Annotated in this window: 18 protein-coding genes, 1 tRNA gene, 1 other RNA gene and 1 pseudogene; 7 read left to right on the forward strand and 14 right to left on the reverse strand. The window is 63.9% G+C overall.

Annotated elements, in window-relative coordinates:
• Nucleotides 1-66: 66 nt before the first annotated feature.
• Nucleotides 67-1,404: a PQQ-dependent sugar dehydrogenase gene (locus V1294_RS06175; RefSeq protein ID WP_334495820.1), complete on the reverse strand. Its 1,338-nt coding sequence runs from the start codon at nucleotides 1,402-1,404 to the stop codon at nucleotides 67-69.
• Nucleotides 1,405-1,613: 209 nt separating this feature from the next.
• Between V1294_RS06175 and V1294_RS06180 the strand changes: the two genes are divergently transcribed.
• Nucleotides 1,614-3,056 carry an MATE family efflux transporter gene (locus tag V1294_RS06180; protein WP_334495822.1) on the forward strand — a complete coding sequence of 481 codons (1,443 nt, stop codon included), beginning with the start codon at nucleotides 1,614-1,616 and terminating at the stop codon, nucleotides 3,054-3,056.
• Nucleotides 3,057-3,187: 131 nt separating this feature from the next.
• Here the strand turns inward: V1294_RS06180 and V1294_RS06185 are convergent, their stop codons facing one another.
• The 6 genes and pseudogenes from V1294_RS06185 to V1294_RS06210 form a co-directional block, all read right to left on the reverse strand.
• A complete protein-coding gene (locus V1294_RS06185; protein ID WP_334495823.1) occupies nucleotides 3,188-3,640 on the reverse strand; it encodes a hypothetical protein in 453 nt (150 codons plus the stop codon).
• 97 nt (nucleotides 3,641-3,737) lie between these two features.
• Nucleotides 3,738-4,268 (reverse strand): hypothetical protein, encoded by a 531-nt coding sequence (locus tag V1294_RS06190; protein ID WP_334488844.1) that lies wholly within the window; start codon nucleotides 4,266-4,268, stop codon nucleotides 3,738-3,740.
• Nucleotides 4,265-4,666 carry an SRPBCC family protein gene (locus V1294_RS06195; protein ID WP_334488846.1) on the reverse strand — a complete coding sequence of 134 codons (402 nt, stop codon included), beginning with the start codon at nucleotides 4,664-4,666 and terminating at the stop codon, nucleotides 4,265-4,267. The genes V1294_RS06190 and V1294_RS06195 overlap by 4 nt, the downstream gene beginning before the upstream one ends.
• A gap of 147 nt (nucleotides 4,667-4,813) precedes the next feature.
• Entirely contained in the window at nucleotides 4,814-5,173 is a 360-nt protein-coding gene (locus V1294_RS06200; RefSeq protein ID WP_334495825.1) for a VOC family protein, read from the reverse strand.
• Nucleotides 5,174-5,226: 53 nt separating this feature from the next.
• Nucleotides 5,227-6,067, reverse strand: a pseudogene (locus tag V1294_RS06205) (helix-turn-helix transcriptional regulator).
• Nucleotides 6,068-6,076: 9 nt separating this feature from the next.
• On the reverse strand, nucleotides 6,077-6,655 hold the full coding sequence (locus V1294_RS06210) for a methylated-DNA--[protein]-cysteine S-methyltransferase (protein ID WP_334495827.1): 579 nt from the start codon (nucleotides 6,653-6,655) through the stop codon (nucleotides 6,077-6,079).
• A gap of 142 nt (nucleotides 6,656-6,797) precedes the next feature.
• Between V1294_RS06210 and V1294_RS06215 the strand changes: the two genes are divergently transcribed.
• Nucleotides 6,798-6,871, forward strand: a tRNA-Gly gene (locus V1294_RS06215).
• Between the two features lie 93 nt (nucleotides 6,872-6,964).
• Here V1294_RS06215 and V1294_RS06220 read toward each other — a convergent pair.
• Entirely contained in the window at nucleotides 6,965-7,672 is a 708-nt protein-coding gene (locus V1294_RS06220; RefSeq protein ID WP_334495828.1) for a DUF1579 family protein, read from the reverse strand.
• Between the two features lie 582 nt (nucleotides 7,673-8,254).
• Here V1294_RS06220 and V1294_RS06225 point away from each other — a divergent pair.
• From V1294_RS06225 to V1294_RS06240, 4 genes are all read left to right on the forward strand, one after another.
• A complete protein-coding gene (locus V1294_RS06225; protein ID WP_334495830.1) occupies nucleotides 8,255-8,623 on the forward strand; it encodes a hypothetical protein in 369 nt (122 codons plus the stop codon).
• A gap of 47 nt (nucleotides 8,624-8,670) precedes the next feature.
• Nucleotides 8,671-9,032, forward strand: a transfer-messenger RNA (tmRNA) gene (gene ssrA, locus V1294_RS06230).
• A 120-nt stretch (nucleotides 9,033-9,152) separates the two neighbouring features.
• Entirely contained in the window at nucleotides 9,153-9,713 is a 561-nt protein-coding gene (locus V1294_RS06235; RefSeq protein WP_334495832.1) for a hypothetical protein, read from the forward strand.
• A 118-nt stretch (nucleotides 9,714-9,831) separates the two neighbouring features.
• Complete coding sequence (locus tag V1294_RS06240; protein WP_334495834.1) at nucleotides 9,832-11,907, forward strand: methyl-accepting chemotaxis protein; 2,076 nt, start codon at nucleotides 9,832-9,834, stop codon at nucleotides 11,905-11,907.
• Nucleotides 11,908-11,935: 28 nt separating this feature from the next.
• Here V1294_RS06240 and V1294_RS06245 read toward each other — a convergent pair whose 3' ends face one another.
• The 4 genes from V1294_RS06245 to V1294_RS06260 all read right to left on the reverse strand — a co-directional run bounded on the left by V1294_RS06245 (nucleotide 11,936) and on the right by V1294_RS06260 (nucleotide 14,093).
• Nucleotides 11,936-12,256 carry a cupredoxin domain-containing protein gene (locus tag V1294_RS06245; protein ID WP_334495836.1) on the reverse strand — a complete coding sequence of 107 codons (321 nt, stop codon included), beginning with the start codon at nucleotides 12,254-12,256 and terminating at the stop codon, nucleotides 11,936-11,938.
• A 10-nt stretch (nucleotides 12,257-12,266) separates the two neighbouring features.
• Nucleotides 12,267-12,788: a DUF4142 domain-containing protein gene (locus V1294_RS06250; RefSeq protein ID WP_334489211.1), complete on the reverse strand. Its 522-nt coding sequence runs from the start codon at nucleotides 12,786-12,788 to the stop codon at nucleotides 12,267-12,269.
• A gap of 90 nt (nucleotides 12,789-12,878) precedes the next feature.
• Entirely contained in the window at nucleotides 12,879-13,562 is a 684-nt protein-coding gene (locus V1294_RS06255; RefSeq protein WP_334504520.1) for an RNA polymerase sigma factor, read from the reverse strand.
• 168 nt (nucleotides 13,563-13,730) lie between these two features.
• On the reverse strand, nucleotides 13,731-14,093 hold the full coding sequence (locus V1294_RS06260) for a nuclear transport factor 2 family protein (protein ID WP_334495837.1): 363 nt from the start codon (nucleotides 14,091-14,093) through the stop codon (nucleotides 13,731-13,733).
• A 207-nt stretch (nucleotides 14,094-14,300) separates the two neighbouring features.
• Here V1294_RS06260 and V1294_RS06265 point away from each other — a divergent pair, with 207 nt between their 5' ends.
• Entirely contained in the window at nucleotides 14,301-15,443 is a 1,143-nt protein-coding gene (locus tag V1294_RS06265) for an alpha/beta fold hydrolase (RefSeq protein ID WP_442895320.1), read from the forward strand.
• A 72-nt stretch (nucleotides 15,444-15,515) separates the two neighbouring features.
• Here V1294_RS06265 and V1294_RS06270 read toward each other — a convergent pair whose 3' ends face one another.
• A complete protein-coding gene (locus V1294_RS06270) occupies nucleotides 15,516-15,866 on the reverse strand; it encodes a RidA family protein (protein WP_247782935.1) in 351 nt (116 codons plus the stop codon).
• A 145-nt stretch (nucleotides 15,867-16,011) separates the two neighbouring features.
• Nucleotides 16,012-17,670, reverse strand: a complete 1,659-nt coding sequence (locus tag V1294_RS06275) for an FAD-binding dehydrogenase (protein ID WP_334495838.1) — start codon at nucleotides 17,668-17,670, stop codon at nucleotides 16,012-16,014.
• Between the last annotated feature and the right edge of the window lie 189 nt (nucleotides 17,671-17,859).

Below are 17,859 nucleotides of genomic sequence, written 5' to 3' on the forward strand. Positions count from 1 at the left end.
GAAGCAATCCATCGCGCCGCAAGCTGAGGAATGGATTGCTTCGCTTCGCTCGCAATGACGGTGCATCTACCGCGATGCTGACTTAGCCGCCGGCGTTACGCGCCAGATCGTGTTGCCGACGTCGTCGGCGACCAACAGCGCGCCCTGCTTGTCGAGCCGCACGCCGACGGGGCGGCCCTGCGCTTCGCCCTTGTCGTTGAGGAAACCGGTCAGCACGTCCTGCGGCGCCCCCGAAGGCTTGCCGTCCTTGAACGGAACGAAGATCACCTTGTAGCCGGCGCGAGGCTTGCGATTCCACGAACCGTGCTGGCCGATGAAGGCGCCGCCTTCCATCTCGGGCGGAAACAGATTGCCGGTGTTGAAGGCGAGCCCAAGCGAGGCCGTATGCGCGCCGAGCGCATAGTCCGGGGTCATCGCCTTCTGCACCAGGTCGGGCCGTTGCGGCTCGACGCGCGTGTCGACGTGATCGCCATAATAGCTGTACGGCCAGCCATAGAACGCGCCTGATTTCACCGAGGTCATGTAATCGGGAACGAGATCGTTGCCGAGTTCGTCGCGCTCGTTGACGACGACCCAGAGCTCGCCGGTCTTCGGATTCCAGGCCGGGCCGTTCGGATTGCGTAAGCCCGAGGCGAACACCCGCCATTGGCCGCTGGCGCGATCGACTTCCAGCACCGCGGCACGGTCCTTCTCGGCGTCCATGCCGTTCTCGCCAATGTTGCTGTTGGAGCCGACGGTCGCATAGAGCTTCGTGCCATCCGGGCTTGCCGTAAGATCCTTGGTCCAGTGGTGATTGAGCGTGCCCGCAGGCAAGTCCGCCAGCTTGACGCCGGGTGCGCTGATTTTGGTGTCTCCGGTCGAGTAAGGAAATTTCACGATCGCATCGGCATTGGCGACATAGAAATCTTCGCCGACCAGCACCATGCCGAACGGCGAATTCAGCCCGCTGAGGAATGTGCTTCTCGTTTCGGCAACGCCATCGCCATCGGCATCGCGCAGCAGTGTGATGCGGTTGGCGCTCGGAACCCCTGCGCCCGCCCGGCTCTGTGCCAACCCGTAGATGAAGCCCTTGATGCTCATGCCGCTCTGCTTCGGCGGCGCGTTGCTCTCGGCGACCAGCACGTCGCCGTTCGGCAGCACATAGACCGTGCGGGGATGATCGAGCCCGGTCGCGAAAGCACTGACCGCCATCCCGTTGGCGGCGATCGGCTTGGCGCCGTCGGGCCAGCGGTTGACGGACGCGATATCGACCGTCGGGATCCACGAATGTTCCGGCGGTGGCAGGTTGGGCGAAGGACCATAGCTCTGCGCCACGGTTGCGGTGTCCTTGGGGTCGTTACAGGCGGCCAGCGGCAGCGCCAGCGCGCCGATGCATACTGCCTGGAGAAGGAGGTTGTTACGCATGGCGGGTTCCTCGGCAGGTTGATCGTACAATGCGGTCCCCGCCGGAACGTTCGCGTGGTCCGGCATGAATTTCGCGTGAAATGGGCTGCCGGCGACGCCTCGCCTGCAATCGCGCAGGCCCCCATTGCGCCTTTCGCACGCGGAATCATCCCCTGCCATGCTAGGAAAGCCGCGCCGCGGCTACCCAAGTCCGCGCGCGGGGAGCAGAAATGTCCGATATCGGCGTTGCCGAAATTCCTGTCGACGAGAAGGAACGCCTGCTTCCGCCGCCTGAAGCGCCCGTGAAGAATGCGTTGCTTGACGGCCCGATCCTGCGCACGCTGCTCTGGCTGGCCTGGCCGAACGTGATCGCGCTGACCGCCGGCACCTGCGTCGTGATCGCGGAGACCTCCTATATCGGGCGTCTCGGCGTGGAATCGCTGGCGGCGATGGCGCTGGTGTTTCCGATCGTGATCCTGACCATGACCATGTCGGGCGGGGCCATGGGCGGCGGCGTGGCCTCGGCGATCGCGCGTGCGCTCGGCGCCGGCGATATCGACCGCGCCTCGACGCTGGCGGCGCATGCGCTCCTGATCGGGCTCTGCTTCGGCTTGACCTTCATGCTGGGCATGCTGATCTTCGGCCCTGCGCTGCTGGAATTGCTCGGCGGGCGCGGCAATGTGCTGGCGCAGGCGGTGGCCTATACGCAGATCTTCTTCGGCGGCGCGGTGGTGCCGTGGCTGATGAATACGATGTCGGGCATTTTGCGTGGCACCGGCAACATGAAGCTGCCGTCGCTCATGATGCTCTCGTCGGCCATTTGCCAGATCATTCTCGGCGGCACGCTGGGCTTGGGCCTCGGCCCGATCCCGCAATTCGGCATGCGCGGCGTCGCCGCCGGTTCGCTGATCGCCTACATGATCAGCATCTCCGTGATGTCCTGGTATCTGTTCTCGGGCCGCGCGCGCGTCATTCCCAAAATTCGCGGCCTTCGCATTCGCATGCCGATGTTCATCGACATTCTGAAAGTCGGCGCCATCTCCTGCTTCTCGCCGCTGCAATCGGTTTTGACCATCAGCATCTTCACCCACATGCTGGCGAGTTTCGGCACCGAAATCCTCGCCGGCTACGGCATCGGCGCGCGGCTCGAATTCATGCTGACGTCGATTTCATTTGCGGTTGGCATCGCCTCGGTGCCGATGGTCGGCATGGCGATCGGCGCGGAACGTATCGCGCGGGCCCGCAGGATCTGCTGGATCGCGGGGGTCGTTGCATTCGTTTCGCTCGGCGCGGTTGCGAGTGTCATTGCTGTATTCCCCGACATCTGGGTCAATCTCTTTACCGATGATGCGAGCGTACGCGCCGCCAGCCGGCAGTATTTGTCCACGGCGGCGCCGATGTATGCTTTCATCGGCCTTGCCACAACGTGTTATTTTTCATCGCAAGGTGCCGCCAAGATGATCGGCCCGGTGCTGGCGCAGACCGCGCGCCTGTTGTTTATCGGCACCGGCGGCTGGTGGCTGTCCGCGCACGATGCGACCGCGCAGGACTTCTTCAAGCTGGCGGCGGCCTCGATGGTGCTGCTCGGCGTGCTGTCGTGCGTCAGCGTGATGCTGACCCGCTGGGGGCCGAAGCAGCGTGCCGTCCCCACCGTGCGGCCGGCGCTGCCGTGATATCCGCTACTAACAAAGACCGTCATTCCGGGATGGTGCGTTAGCACCAGACCTCAGGTGTGCAATTGCACACCGGGGAATCTCGAGATTCGGGGTTCGATGCCTCGCATCGCCCCGGAATGACGGGATCCTTACCGCCGCCGGTGACGCCGGCCGTGGCGGCCGCCGCCAACATTGGCCATGCGCATCAGTTGCGGGACCATGCTCATCAGCTCGCCACCGCCGCCGCCGCCGAGCATGCCCATGACATCTCCGCCGCCCGTGCTGCCGAAATTCATGCCGCCGGTGCCCACGCCATAACCCTCGGGGACGTAGCCGCCGCCGGCTGAAATTCCGCCCATCATGCCACCAAAGCCACCGCCGCCGCCTTCCATCATGCGGCTCATCATCGGGCCCATGGTCTGCATCATCATGGCGAAGCGGCGCTTGCCCATTTTCGCCTTCATCATTTCAAGCATCGGCGCCATCTGCGTCATCATGTCTCCGCCGCCGCCGGCGAATTGCGCCTTGGCCGGCGTCGCAGTCAGGGTGAACAGCAAAAGCAGCGTGGCCGCCTGACAGACTACCTTGTCAGCTCCAGTCATGGTTCGACTCCTCATGCGCGGGCGGCCGCGGGCGCGGCGCCATTCGGACGCACGCGCCGAGGCTAGGAGCGGGCAGGGAACCGATCTGTGCGAAAGATCACGCTTTCCTGCGGCGGGCGGTGAACTCGGTGACGACGCGCCATGTTGCACCCGCATCCGCCGAGACTTCGCCGCGCCAGAGGAACGAGTTGGCGGTGATGTCTCTAAAACTCCAGCGGGCCAACTGGCCGTCCGGCCGCGTGCCCATCTGCTCGATGTCGCGGCCTTCCGCCCGGCCGATCATCTGCAGGAAAGTCCGCGTGACTGGATCGGTCCATTGAATCCGCCAGGCGTCGATATCAGGATCGTAGACCCGCAGCGTGGTGCCGTACGAATTGAAATTGGCCGCGGCATCGCGGTTGCGCAGTTCGCCGCGTGGCGGCACGATCCAGACATCCTGGATCGCGCGCCCCTCCAGCGCCCAGCCAAAATGCCATTCGCCGGCGCGGCGGCGTTCGCGGCCATCTTCGGAAAAATGCCTGACATCGAGATCCCAGGAACCGACGAAGCGGCCGTAGAGATCCATCTTGCCGGCGCGGTCGGCCGAGGGGCCGTCCGCGCCGAGGGCGTCGAGAAACGCTGACGTCATGCCGCGCTGCGTCCCAATGCCTTCTGCATGGCCTGTGTGCCGAGATTCATCTGCGCGTCCATATAGGGCGCGATCTCGTTCGGCAACACATCCGCAATCCACACGAAGCGGGTGCGGCCGTCGCTTTCGGCAAAAACCTGTGCCGAGGCGCTATGCTGCCTGATGCGCTCGCTGACGATGGCATAGACCAGTCGCCGCTTCGTGTCGTCGCAGTCAACCAGGATTTCGCGTGCGACCGTGCCGTTCGAAAACGTGACGATGCGCGCGTCGCCGTCGAGCTGGGTGTCGGTCACGAAGCCGGGCACCAGCCGCGTATGCAGTGCGCCGAAATCGCGCAGCGCGTCCCAGACGTCGTCGGGAGAGGCGTCGATGATGATTTCTTTCTGGATGGAGGCCATGTGTTTTCCCTTTTGCAGATCGGCGTAGGGTGGGAAAAGGCGCGTTAGCGCCGTGCCCACCATCCAACCGGGTTTTCAATTTTCATCGGTGGGCACGCTTCGCTTTGCCCACCCTACGGGTTCGTTCCTCGCGATGACGTTCCGGCACTACGTGCAAACCGCCTCGACATTGTTGCCGTCGGGATCGATCAAAAACGCCGCGTAATAGGTCGGGCTGTAATCGGCGCGCGGTCCGGCGCTGCCATTGTCGCGGCCGCCGGCCTTCATGCCCTCGGCATGGAATTGCTTGATCGCCGCATGATCCTTGGCGCGGAACGCGACATGCGCCGCTGACCCCGCCGATCCCTTGTGCAAATGCAGCCAGAGCGCGGGCGCGCCCTTCGGGCCGAAGCCTGCGCCGGCATCGTCGCGCGAGCACAGCACGAAGCCGAGCGGCGCGAGCACCGCCGTATAGAAGCGCACGCTGGCGTCGAGGTTGCCGACGCGTAATCCGATGTGGTCGTACATGAGTTTCTCCAGTTGGAAGCGCTGCGAAGTCGCGCGGCCTGGAGAAAGCCTAGTCAGTGGAGGGCCAGCCGTTCTTGGAAAATCTTGCGGTCACCCCGCGAGGCCTGGCGGAATTTTAGCGGCGAGGCGCCGGCGGCGCGGCCAAACGTGCGCACGAAACTTGGACAAGTCCGCAAAGCCGACATCATAGGCGATATCGGTGACCGGGCTGTCGTCATCGGCGAGCCGCCGCGCCGCATGGCGCAGCCGCGAGCGCAGCAGATATTGGTGGGGCGTCACGCCGAGCACATCCGAGAACAGCCGCAGGAAATGGAACGGGCTGATTCCGGCCTGATCGGCGGCGTCTTCCAGAGTGATTGGCCGGTGCGAATGGGCATCGATCCACAGCGCGGTTTCTACCGCGCGGCGGCGGTCGCGCGCCGCATCGGGGCCCTGTTTGCGCGGCTTGCCGGAAACCACCTCGACAAAGCGGCTCGCCAGCACCTGACCGATCTCGTCGAGCCCGATATCGCTGCTGCCATCTGCTGCCGATTGCGCCAGTTCCCCAAGCACCACCAGTTCCGGCAGCGGCGGTGCGGAGCCGATCTGCCAGGGGATCTGGCTGTCGCCTATCGCTTCCACCAGCTCGGGCGCGAGGAAGAACGACAGGCACTCGTCGCCGCAGACGTGCTCGTGGGTGCAGGTATATTCATCGCCGGGATGGCCGATCAAAACCGATCCCGCCACCAGTTCGCTGAACTTGCCGCGGCAATGCAAGCCGAAACTGCCCTTGCGCACATAGGAAATCGAATAACGGCTATGCTGCTCCGCAAACGGCTTGTCGCCGGGCCCCGCGGTGCAGCGAAAGTCGGAAACCGAAATGGATTTGCGTTCGAGAAGCGTGGTCGCCGTCATCCGGCAGATTTAGGGATGCGCGCGCGGCGGTGCAACCGGCAGCAGCACGTCGAACAGCGTCTTGCTGGCGGTCGGGCTCGCGCCCTCGATAGAGAGCAGCCGCCGCTTGGAGATCACCCCGCCGTGCGGCGAGATCTTGTCGGCATAGTTGCCGGCTTCGAGCACGCGGTGGCAGGGCACGATGATCATGAAAGGGTTGCGGCCGATCGCCTGCGCCACCGAATAGACCGCGCCGGATGCGCGCAAGGCCGAGGCTATTTCCGCATAGGTCCGGGTCTCCCCGCGCGGGATCTCGCGCGCATAGGCGTAGACGCGCTGGCTGAAGGCCGGAATGCCGGCCATATCCAGCGCGACCTCGGCGAAATCGCACGCCGCCCCGCGCAGCAGCGCTGTGATGCCTTCGATTGCAACCTGGACATTCGGGGGAGGGCGATGTTCGCGCGCATCCGGATAGAGCTGAAACAGCCGCCGCCGCGTATCGATCTCGCGCACCTCCGGAAGCTGCACGCCGATAATGCCCGACGGCCCCCACGCGATGCCGCAGCGACCGATTCCCGTGTCGAAAATAGTGTAGCCACGCCCCGTCATACACTCACCAAGCCCCGAAGGGATCATAACATCGGCCTGACGAAGTGCATCCAGAATTTCGGGGAAGTTAACAGTGACGCGAAACGGAGCACGGAACAGCTTGGCGGATCGCGCGAGGTCGGCTAATCATGGGGCGCGACCCGCGGGCGTAGTTCAATGGTAGAACGGCAGCTTCCCAAGCTGCATACGAGGGTTCGATTCCCTTCGCCCGCTCCAATGCTGTTCGCCGCGTGGGGCAGCTGGTTTCGCGACGGCGTGGGCCGTGGTCCGGGATCGACGGAACGGCCGGCTAGGGTCACGGCTGTGCGCTCACTGCCGCTTGACATAAACATACTCGATGGCGAGGAACTCGCTGCCGCCTGGCGGCGTCCAGAATTGACGTACGACGTTGCGACGATCGCCCTCGACGATGATCTCGCGCCGTTGTTTCATGGCCTGTCCGACGAACTCCGTTCCCCAACCAGGGTGGGTAAACGCTTCGATGAATACCTCAATGATGCGGTCGCGATGCGCGCGCTCGGCGTCGAAGCTCGTTTCATACATCGTCCTGGGATAGCGCGTATCGAGGCTCACATACTCATAGCGCCGATCGACATTGTTGAATGACAGGTAGGCATGGCGGGCGAATGGCTCCTGCTCGCTGCCGGGCGCCGGTTTCATGATCTCCTGAAGAAAGGCCTCGCCGATCAGCCGTCGCTCCGCAACCATGGGAGCCAAGGCAATAGGCTCTGCCCCCGGCCCAGGCCATACCCGCTGCTGCACACTCCAGTCGCCTTCCAGTGCGCGGATCAGGTCATACTCCGGACCAGGCACCATCATCCGAGCGATTGCAGACGGCGCATTCTGCTCCGCCGCCGCCCTATCCGCACCACTGAGCATCGCTGCAACCGCGAGCACAGCCGTTACCAGCAAGATCAGAGCGTTTCGCATGCGGAATAAGTCGCCGTCGACAATGACGTTCCCATGGCGCACGATCCTTTTGGTGCGGCGACGACAGGCGTGCGCGCGTGGTTCCATGGTAGAACGGCAGGTTCCCAAGCTGCATACGAGGGTTCGATTTCCTTCGCCCGCTCCACTCCATTGTGCATCCCTATCCCTGCATCGGTTTCATCGCCTCGACCGTTGTCTGTTGCAGAACCGCGCCGCATCACCCGCCTGAATGCGGATGCCGAAGACGGGGTCGCGTATCTGCTGTTGCCGCGCCTCACACTGTGCCTGCGTTTCAACGCGCACTTTGCCGGCGGCCTGCACGGATCCGCCCGATGGGGACCCGTCGGCCCTCGTTTGCGCCTGTGCGCCAATCGCAATGTAAGCGTGATTGCGACGATGAGTGCAGTCCGCATTTCAGCCCCCCGTGTTTCTACGGTTGAGAGCTCGCTCGACGGCCAACCGATGCCCTGACGAAGAACGCCGAAAGCTTCTTTGCTGCAGTGGCAGGACCTTCGACTTCGTTCCGCGCGAACAGGAAAGCAACAGTCTTGTCTGAAAAAGCTGGCCGCTCAGAAAATGGGCTCCCATTCTTTTTTGGAATCTGGCCTCCTTAATTGCCGGGAGTTCGTGTGATTCGCGAATTGATGACAGTCCACAATGGAGGCTGCCATGAAAGCATTCGGTCGCGTACTAACGATGTTCGGTATTCTCCTTCTGGCGTCCTTTCGTGCTGACGCTCACGATGCGTCGATGCCGCACCACGAGTGGTTCAACAGACAGGAAATGAACCCTGCCGCCCAACACCGGCTCGGTGTTCCCTGGAAATCGTGTTGCGACAACGGCGATGTATTCAAAACACGCTTTCGCGTCGCAGACGACCATTCGGACCAGTGGCAATACCTCAAAGACGGCCAATGGAAAGTCATCCCACCCGACATCATCAAGTCTGAAGACACGCCAGATCATTTGCCCGTGCTGTTCATAAACAGGAGGACCGGCGACGAGCTCTGCTTCTTCTTGCCGAAGGGTGGATTGTGATGCTTTAGGCCTGTCGCCAGCTCGACTCGTCGACTACGGGCAACAGAAGCCTATCTTTCGCTTTCGATCGCGCGTAGGGTCGCTTCGTCGCAAGACGATGGCGCTGAACCTTAGAGTGGACTGCGGGCAGACCCGGGGGCAGTACCCGGCGCCTCCACCTTAGCAGCTTGAGCTTAAAGGTCTCATCTCGGTGAGATCGATTCTGCCGAAAGGCCGAATCCCAGGGCTGCTAGGGCGGGGGCGAACCAGGATCGATGGTCGCAAAGAAGCTCTGAATTGTGCTCGGCATGATACCGCCGTTATCGGGTCAAAAACCTAAATGCAAACGATAACGTTGCATTGAACGAAGTGCGCCTCGCGGCGTAACCTGTTCGGGGTTGGTCCACCTGGCAACAGAACGGCCATCGCCGCGTCAGCCTTCGGGTTGGCGCGGCTTTTATTTGCGGCCCGGCCCGCTCCTCGCGCGTTGTCTTCAATTTCCGTCGCTGCCGTGTTAGGCATGAGGCGTGTCGCAAAAGAGGAGTGCGCGTTGACCCAGGCGATCACTTCCGCCGACACCTCCCGCAACAATCTGCTGATGGTCGTCGCCGGTGGCATCATCTCCGGCATCCTCACGCCGCTGTTGCCAGCGCTGATCGACAACATCGTCGGCTTGTCCGGCCAGCTTCGCATTTCGCTGATCGCGGTGCCGTTCGCCGTGCTCGTTTTGATACTGGTGCGGCGCTTCAGCGCCAATCCGCGGTGGGCCGCAGGGCTCGCGGCGATCATCACCATGATCGCGTTCGTCTGCGCGGTGAACGCGGCGATCTTTATCGAGGGACAGACCGCGGGCGCGGCCACGGTCATGCGCTATCTGCTCGCCGGATTGACCGGCGGCCTCGTCGGCACGGCAGTGATGGCGCTCGGAATCGCGCTGCTGCCGGCGGGGCCGCGCAATGCCGCCGCATGGTGGCCGATGCTGATCACGGGGACGCTCGCAGGTACGTTGCTGGCGCTCGACAATGCGCTCGGCCTCGACCGGACCTCGTTGCTCTATCCGGTCTGGCAGGCGGCGGTCGCGCTGCGGCTAGTGATGGTGCTGCGGTCGTGACGGCCCCGAGCCACGTGCAGCCCCGTAGTTCTACCGCCCTGCACTAAAGCCTGCATTAAGGCTGCCTTAGCCCAGTTCCGCCTACGTTGACCGCTCCCTCATGCAGCGGAATCACAACATGCGGATCGGTCGACTCTTTGCGGTATCGATGCTCTCGGTGACGGTCCTGGCGGTCATCCTTGGCGCCGGGGTTCTCGTCCCGCAATATCGTACCTTTGCCAGCAAGACCGAAGCGATCAAGGCGGTAGAGGCCTATGGCACGGTGCTTGCGGTTGGCCAGCAGGTTGCCGCCTACCGCGCGCCCTATGTCGGTCCGTTGTTTCAGGAAGGCGCCGCGACGCAGACCCAGCTCGATGTGGCGGCGAAGGCCGTGCAGACCGCAGATGCCGCGTTCGCAAAGGCGCGAACCGCCGTCGGCGCGCTCAGCGATGGCGCGGCGCTCGTCCAGGGCCTCAATCAGGCGGCGGCCAAACTGGCCGAGGTTCGCGCAGCGAGCGATCGCGCGATGGCCTTGCCAATGAGCGCGCGCGATCAGGCCGCGATCAAGGGCTTCCTTCCGGGCATTGCCGGGGTAGTCGGGATTCTCGAACCGCTGTTGAACCGCCTTGAAAATCAGGTCGCGATGGCGGACGCGTCGTTGACGGCGCTGCTAAATGTCGCCCGCACGTCGCAGGATCTGCGGATCTCGGCCGGCGGCCGGGCTGCTACGGTGTCGCTTGCGATCAGCACCCGCCGTGCGCTGACGGCGGCTGAAATTTCCAGCATGGACCGCGCCCAGGGCCGCGTCGATCTCGACCGCGAACGGATCGAGGCCGGCGTGGATCAGATCGGCAGCCCGCCGCGTCTTGCGAAAGCGATGAACGACGCGATCGAGGCCTATTTCGGAAAGGCCGCGCCATGGCTTGAAAAGGAAATGGCGGCCGGACGCAACGATGGCAAATACGCCATCGGCTCCGATCAACTCGCCAGCACGATCGTGCCGGCGGTGCAGGCCTTCTTCGCCGTGCGCGATGCCGCGTTGGCGGAAGCGGGAGAACGTGTGGGCGCCGCGCGCGACGTGGCTTTGACGATGCTGGCGCTGGCCGGCCTTGCCGTTATGGCGCTGCTCGGCGTGCTCGCCGGCGTCACCGTGATGCTGCGCCGGCGCGTGATCACGCCGCTGGCGACCTTGACCGGCGCGGTCGGCGATCTCGCCGCTGGCCGGCACGACGTCACGATCCCGACCGTCGAGCGTGCTGATGAAATCGGCGCGATGGCCGGCTCGCTGCAGGTTTTCAAGGACGCCCTGATCGCCAAGAAGGCTGCCGACGAGGCGGCAGCGGTGGAGGCCGACGCAAAGATCAGGCGCGGCCAGCGCGTCGACCGGATCACTGGCGATTTCGAAGCGATGATCGGCCAGATTGTCGAGATCGTGTCACAGGCCTCGACCGAGCTGGAAGCCTCCGCTGGCACGCTGACGGCGACCGCGGAGCGTTCGGAGGAGCTTGCCACCATGGTTGCGGCGGCATCCGAGGAAGCCTCCACCAATGTGCAGTCGGTCGCATCCGCCACCGAAGAGATGGCGTCGTCAGTCAACGAGATCAGCCGGCAGGTCCAGGGCTCGGCGCGGATCGCCGGTGAAGCGGTGGAGCAGGCGCAGAAGACCAACGACCGCGTCGCCGAACTCGCCAAGGCGGCCGCCCGGATCGGCGACGTGGTGGAGCTGATCAACACCATTGCGGGCCAAACCAACCTGCTGGCGCTCAACGCCACCATCGAGGCGGCGCGGGCCGGCGAGGCCGGGCGCGGCTTTGCGGTGGTCGCGTCCGAGGTGAAGGCGCTGGCCGAACAGACGGCCAAAGCAACGGGCGAGATCAGCCAGCAGATATCGGGCATCCAGGCCGCGACGCAGGAATCGGTCGGCGCCATCAAGGAGATCGGCGATACCATCGGACGGATGTCGGAGATCGCTTCCACCATCGCGGCCGCCGTCGAGGAGCAGGGCGCGGCGACCCAGGAAATTTCCCGCAACGTGCAGCAGGCCGCGCACGGCACGCAGCAGGTTTCCTCCAACATCGCCGACGTGCAGCGTGGCGCCAGCGAGACCGGGTCCGCCTCGGCCCAGGTGCTTGGCGCGGCAAAATCATTGTCCGGCGAAAGCGACCGGCTCAAGCGCGAGGTCGGCAAGTTCCTCAGCTCGGTGCGGGCGGCCTGAGCCGCCCCCATCGCAAAAGCGGACGCTGTTAGGGCGCGATCGTCAGCACCGCCTTCATGTTCGGATGGTACCGGCAGTAATACTCGACGACGCCGGCCTTCTTCAGCACTGACGTCACGGTCCTCTTCGGCGGCATGTTGACGTCGAAGTCGCCATTGCGGGCGGTCGCGGTGTGGACGAACACGTCCGTGTTGATCCATTCGATGGTATCGCCAACCTTGGCCGAAACTTCGGCCGGCGCGAACACCAGGTCGGTCGTCGTAATCTGGATCGTCGCCACCTGCGCCGGGACGGCCATGGCGCCGAACAGCAGGGCGGCCATGGCAAGTAGACAGCGTCCCGGACGCATGGCGGGCTCCCTACTTCAGCTTGGCGGCGACCTGTTCGGCGTGCTGCTGGTGGCCCTGAAAAATCTTCAGGCCGGTCTGCAGCAGGCTTTTCAACTCGGCATTGCTGGCCGACGGAATCAGCTGCGTCTCCAGCGCGCCGTTGACGGCCTTGTGGTAGGCGACCTCGTTGGCGACATAGGCCTTGTCGTATTCGGCGCCCTTCAGCCTGGCGAGTTCGTTAAGCTTCTCGGTGGCCTGCTTCGACAGCGCCTTGCTGGTGTCGTTGTCCTCCGGCGTCACGTTCAGCTTCTTGACGAGGTCGAGCGCCTGCTTGTTCACGGCCTCATGGTCGCGCACCATGTCCTGCGCGAACGCCTTGACGTCCTTGTTGCCGGCCTTTTCGATCGCCTGCTTGGCGGCAGCGATGTCGATGACCCCTGCGGTGTAGGCGATATGCGCGATCTGGGGATCGGTAGGTTTTGCGCCCTGCGCCAGCGCAGCGCTGCTTAGGATGCTCAATGCGGCGATCGCCGCACTCAATCGAACGAACATGTCTGACACTCCTGTGGCGCGGCGCTGAGGCCGCGCGTTGTTGATGCACAGGAGTTGGATGGTCGTGGAGTGCAGAGGTTCCCGGAAAAATTAACCGTACCCTAGTCGCTTCAGCACCGTGTCCGTCAGCCGCTCGCAGCGCTTGCCGGCAAATGGGAACGCTTCCATCACCACGGGACCAATTTTCTTCTCGACGATGTCGCGCAGCATCGTGCGGGCGCGGTGCAGCCGGCTCTTCACGGTCTCGGGCTTGAGCGAGAGGATCTCGGCAGTCTCTTCCACATTCATCCCTTCGATGACGCGGGTGATGAAGACGAGACGAAACGCTTCCGGCAATTCATCGATGGCATGTTCGACGACGGCTTGGATTTCACGTTGGGCCATTGATTTTTCCGGATCGGCGGCGGCGAGGGGGAACTGGATGATTTCGGCTTCGAGCGCGCCTTGCGGCAAGGAGTCCAGTTCCACCGCGGGCCGACGGCGGCGCAGCCGGCCCAGTGCCTCGTTGATCGCGATCCGCGACAGCCAGGTCGACAGGCTGCAATCGCCGCGAAAGCTTTCCAGATGTGTGAAGGCGCGGACGTAGGCTTCCTGCACCACATCCTCGGCCTCGCCATCGTTGCGCAGGATGCCGCGGGCGAGCCGGTAGAGCCGGCGGTTGTTCGCCTGCATGATCGCGCGCACCGCCGCCTCCTCGCGGGCCAGCGCACGCCGCACTAGCTCGATGTCGCCGGTGTCGAGCGGCGCGATATTCGGGACAGGGACCTGACGCATGATGTCCACCAATAACAGGGTATTGGGATTGGATGCGGGAGGATAAAAAGGTTCCTGGAATATTTCGGAGCCGTAGGGTGGGCAAAGGCGCGTCTGCGCCGTGCCCACCATCTCTCATTCGCGAAATGGATGGTGGGCACGCTTCGCTTTGCCCACCCTACATGTCCGTCAAGCCGCCGGCACCTGATCGAGGAACCCGATGATGCTGCGGATGCGTCCATCGCGGAGCACTGCGAAATCGGTTCCCTTGATCGGGCTGTCGCCGCCATCGGGTCCCAGTCCCCAGGAAAAGCGGACATGATCGCCAAAGCCATTGGGCTCGCCGATCAGCCTGAACCTGAAATCCGGAAACCGCTGCTGCACGCCCGATATCAGCGCGTCCACGCCGTCATGGCCGTCGCCCGACATTAGGGGGTCAACATATCGGGCGTCGCTGGTCCAGTTCGCAGCCAGCATTTCGCGGCGGCGGCCGGGCGTTCGCTCGTTCCACAGATCGATGTAGTTGCGGGCAATCTTGTTGATGTCGGTCATCGTGCTCTCCTTCGCATGTGCCGAATGGGCCGGCTGACCGACTATTGGAAATTCGCCCGCGCTAATCGATTACCTCCGAGGTCAAGGGTTTGACCTCGGAGGTCTGGGGATTCGAGGTGATGATCAATCGGGCTAGGGCCCGCGCCGGATTTGGCGTAAAAGCACGATCTCGACCTCGTTGGTTCCTGATCAGGAGCAAAGCTGGGCGTGACAGAGAAGACAAAGCCGGAGCAGCATGCGGGCGCCGACTGGGCGCAACAGGTATGGCTGTGGCCGCTGCAAGCCACGAAGCTGGCGCTCGACAGCTACGCGCAATGGTTCGCCGATCCCAAGCCCGCGCCTTCCCGTGCGCCCGAGCAAGCGCCGCTCGCCTGGACCACGCCAAATACGGTGACCCTGCAACTTCCATCGATGCGCTTACGGCAATTCTTGCAAGGGAAGGCGGAGCAACAGCCGGTTCTCGTCTGCGCGCCCTATGCGCTGCATAGCGCGCTGGTCGCGGACTTTGCGCCGGGCCACAGTTTGGTCGAGGCGCTGCACAAGGGCGGCATCGACCGCGTCTATGTCTCTGACTGGTGCTCGGCCACGGCCGACATGCGCCAGATGTCGATCGACAATTATCTTGCCGAGCTCAATGTGGCGATCGACGAGATCGGCGCCCCGGTCGATCTTGTCGGTCTGTGTCAGGGCGGATGGCTGTCGCTGATCTATGCCGCCCGTTTTCCGGGCAAGGTGCGGCGGCTGGTGCTCGCCGGCGCCCCGGTCGATGTTTCCACGCCGTCAGAACTCTCGAAGATGGTGGCCGCACTTCCGCAGTCGGCGTTCGAGCAGATGGTGCAGCAGGGCGACGGCGTCGTCAGCGGCGAGCACATGCTCCGGTTCTGGAACATTCCGTTCAGCCAGCACGACGTGGAAGCCGCGCTGCAACGGGGGCTTGGTGACGGATCGGACGAGGCGCTGATGCTGCTGGATCGCTTCGAGCGCTGGGATCGCGACACGCTGGATCTGCCGGGGACCTACTATCTCGAGGTGACCGAGCGGGTGTTTCGCCGGAATCAGATCGCGCGCGGGCGCTTCGTTGCGCTCGGCCGCAGGATCGATCTCGCCGAGGTGCATGTGCCGGTCTTCCTGCTGGCGGCAGAGAATGACATCGTCGTGCCGCGCGATCAGGCGTTCGCCACCGCACGGCTACTCGGCACGCAAGCCGCGTGGCTGGAACGCGCCTGCGAGCCGGGCGGTCATCTCGGCCTGTTCATGGGAAGCAAGGCGTTGAGCCACTCCTGGCGCCGGATCGCCCGCTGGCTTCAGGCCGACATCGGCGACGTCGCGGGTGCAAGGATCAGCGCGTGAGGCGCAGAATGAAAATGCCCCGGATCGCATCTGCAATCCGGGGCATTCGAAATATCGTGGAGCGATGGGGCCTTACTTTGCCGCGACCACCATGATCTCGACATTGTACTGCGGCGCGGCGAGCTTGGCCTCGACGGTGGCGCGCGCCGGCGTGTTGCCCGCCGACACCCAGCCGTCCCACGCCGCGTTCATTTCGGGAAACGTCTTCATGTCGGTGATGTAGATCGTGGCGGACAAGAGCTTCGACTTGTCGGTGCCGGCCTTGGCGAGATGGCCGTCGATGATCGCGAGGATGTCTTGCGTCTGCTCGGTCACGCTCTTGCCGGCCGCCTTGCCGGCGACGACGCCCGCGAGATAGACGGTGTTGCCGTGGACGACGACCTGGCTCATGCGAGGTCCGGTTTCGAAGCGCTGGATGGTCATGTTTTTCTCCTGATAAGGGGCGGCGGCTTCTTAGCGCGCTCACGCCTCGAGGACTACTGCGTTATTTGCATCGAACCTCGGCACAGGCGAGCGGAAGCGACGCCGTCCTTCAGGCGGCTATGCCAGGCCTTGACGGGAAGGCGTTTCACCCCGCCGCCTTTGCCGCCGCGCGTCCCGCATTTCGCCCTGAGAACAGGCATCCTCCCAGGAAAGTGCCTTCCAGCGAACGGTAGCCGTGCACGCCGCCGCCGCCGAAGCCGGCGGCTTCGCCTGCGGCATAAAGTCCCCGGATGACCTCGCCGCTCGTGCCGAACACGCGCGAGTCCAGATCGGTCTCGAAGCCGCCCAGCGTCTTGCGCGTCAGGATGTTGAGCTTGACCGCGATCAGCGGGCCGTGGTCGGGATCGAGAATACGATGCGGCTTCGCCGTGCGGATCAGTTTGTCGCCGATGTAACGGCGCGCATTGTGCAGGTTCATCACCTGCGCGTCCTTGACGTAGGGGTTGGTGATCTCGCGATCACGCGCCTCGATCTGCGCCTTGATGTGGTCGTGCTGGAGCAGGCCGTCACCTGAAAGCGCATTCATCGCGCTGACGAGGTCGGCGAGATTGTCGCGCACGATGAAATCCGCGCCGTTCTTCTTGAACGCTTCCACCGGCGCTGGTGCGCCCTTGTTGGTGGCGCGCTTGATGGTCATGCGCCAGCTCTTGCCGGTGAGGTCCGGATTCTGCTCGGAGCCGGAGAGCGCAAACTCTTTCTTGATGATGCTCTGGGTCAGGATGAACCAGGAATAATCGTATCCGGTCGACATGATGTAGTGCAGCTGGCCGAGCGTGTCGGAGCCGGGGAACAGCGGCGCGGGCAGCCGCTTGCCCGTGGCGTCGAACCACATCGACGACGGGCCGGGCAGGATGCGGATGCCGTGGCGCGGCCAGATCGGATTCCAGTTTCGGATGCCCTCGACGTAATGCCACATCCGGTCGCGGTTGATCAGCCGCGCGCCGGCGGCCTCGGTGATGCCGATCATGCGGCCGTCGACATGTTCGGGCACGCCGGAGATCATGAATTTCGGCGGCTCGCCCAGGCGCTTCGGCCAGTTCTGCCGGACGATGTCGTGATTGCCGCCGATGCCGCCGGAAGCGACGATCACGGCCTGCGCGCGCAAGCTGAAATCGCCCACGACCTTGCGCGAGGAGCTCTTGCCGCGCTCGACGCTGTCAGGTTCGAGCACCGAACCACTGATGCCCTCGACCGCGCCGTTCGCCATCACGAGTGTGTCGACGCGGTGGCGAAACCTGAACGTTAACCGGCCTTTTGTTTGCGCTTCGCGTGCGCGGCGTACGAACGGCTCGACAATGCCCGGGCCGGTGCCCCAGGTGACGTGAAAGCGCGGCACCGAATTGCCATGGCCCATCGCGTCATAGCCGCCGCGCTCGGCCCAGCCGACCACCGGAAAAATACGGTGGCCCATCGCGCGCAGCCAGTTGCGCTTCTCGCCGGCCGCGAACGCGACATAGGCTTCCGCCCATTGCTTGGGCCAATGGTCGTCGTCGCGGTCGAAGCCCGCGGTCCCCATCCAGTCCTGCAGTGCGAGGTCGTAGGAGTCCTTGATGCCGAGCCGGCGCTGCTCGGGAGAGTCCACCAGGAAGAGTCCGCCGAACGACCAAAAGGCTTGTCCGCCAAGGCTTTGTTCGCCTTCCTGATCGACGACGATGACGCGCTTGCCGGCGTCTGCGATTTCGGTCGCCGCGACCAGCCCCGCCAGTCCGCCGCCGACCACGATTACGTCTGTGACCTCAGTCATCGTTTCCTCCCCCGTGCCATTTATGATTCAAGCCCGCGTCCTCGCGCGCGGTCAACGGCAAAGCGTCTTGCCTGTGGCTGCGTCGCCACCCTCGGCGAGAGTCGTTTGTTCCAGTATGGGACCTTTTCGCGCGGAGGGTGCAGCGGCCCGGCAACACTTAATTTGAATTTGTTTTGACGGGCTGTGTCT

It is taken from the genome of Bradyrhizobium sp. AZCC 1678, assembly GCF_036924765.1.
Classification (GTDB): Bacteria; Pseudomonadota; Alphaproteobacteria; order Rhizobiales; family Xanthobacteraceae; genus Bradyrhizobium; species Bradyrhizobium algeriense.

Excerpts from the sequence above, each read along its gene's own strand:
- V1294_RS06175 (WP_334495820.1), bottom strand. The coding sequence starts at position 1,404 with ATGCGTAACAACCTCCTTCTCCAGGCAGTATGCATCGGCGCGCTGGCG.
- V1294_RS06180 (WP_334495822.1), top strand. The coding sequence starts at position 1,614 with ATGTCCGATATCGGCGTTGCCGAAATTCCTGTCGACGAGAAGGAACGC.
- V1294_RS06185 (WP_334495823.1), bottom strand. The coding sequence starts at position 3,640 with ATGACTGGAGCTGACAAGGTAGTCTGTCAGGCGGCCACGCTGCTTTTG.
- V1294_RS06190 (WP_334488844.1), bottom strand. The coding sequence starts at position 4,268 with ATGACGTCAGCGTTTCTCGACGCCCTCGGCGCGGACGGCCCCTCGGCC.
- V1294_RS06195 (WP_334488846.1), bottom strand. The coding sequence starts at position 4,666 with ATGGCCTCCATCCAGAAAGAAATCATCATCGACGCCTCTCCCGACGAC.
- V1294_RS06200 (WP_334495825.1), bottom strand. The coding sequence starts at position 5,173 with ATGTACGACCACATCGGATTACGCGTCGGCAACCTCGACGCCAGCGTG.
- V1294_RS06210 (WP_334495827.1), bottom strand. The coding sequence starts at position 6,655 with ATGACGGGGCGTGGCTACACTATTTTCGACACGGGAATCGGTCGCTGC.
- V1294_RS06220 (WP_334495828.1), bottom strand. The coding sequence starts at position 7,672 with ATGGAACCACGCGCGCACGCCTGTCGTCGCCGCACCAAAAGGATCGTG.
- V1294_RS06225 (WP_334495830.1), top strand. The coding sequence starts at position 8,255 with ATGAAAGCATTCGGTCGCGTACTAACGATGTTCGGTATTCTCCTTCTG.
- V1294_RS06240 (WP_334495834.1), top strand. The coding sequence starts at position 9,832 with ATGCGGATCGGTCGACTCTTTGCGGTATCGATGCTCTCGGTGACGGTC.
- V1294_RS06245 (WP_334495836.1), bottom strand. The coding sequence starts at position 12,256 with ATGCGTCCGGGACGCTGTCTACTTGCCATGGCCGCCCTGCTGTTCGGC.
- V1294_RS06250 (WP_334489211.1), bottom strand. The coding sequence starts at position 12,788 with ATGTTCGTTCGATTGAGTGCGGCGATCGCCGCATTGAGCATCCTAAGC.
- V1294_RS06255 (WP_334504520.1), bottom strand. The coding sequence starts at position 13,562 with ATGCGTCAGGTCCCTGTCCCGAATATCGCGCCGCTCGACACCGGCGAC.
- V1294_RS06260 (WP_334495837.1), bottom strand. The coding sequence starts at position 14,093 with ATGACCGACATCAACAAGATTGCCCGCAACTACATCGATCTGTGGAAC.
- V1294_RS06270 (WP_247782935.1), bottom strand. The coding sequence starts at position 15,866 with ATGACCATCCAGCGCTTCGAAACCGGACCTCGCATGAGCCAGGTCGTC.
- V1294_RS06275 (WP_334495838.1), bottom strand. The coding sequence starts at position 17,670 with ATGACTGAGGTCACAGACGTAATCGTGGTCGGCGGCGGACTGGCGGGG.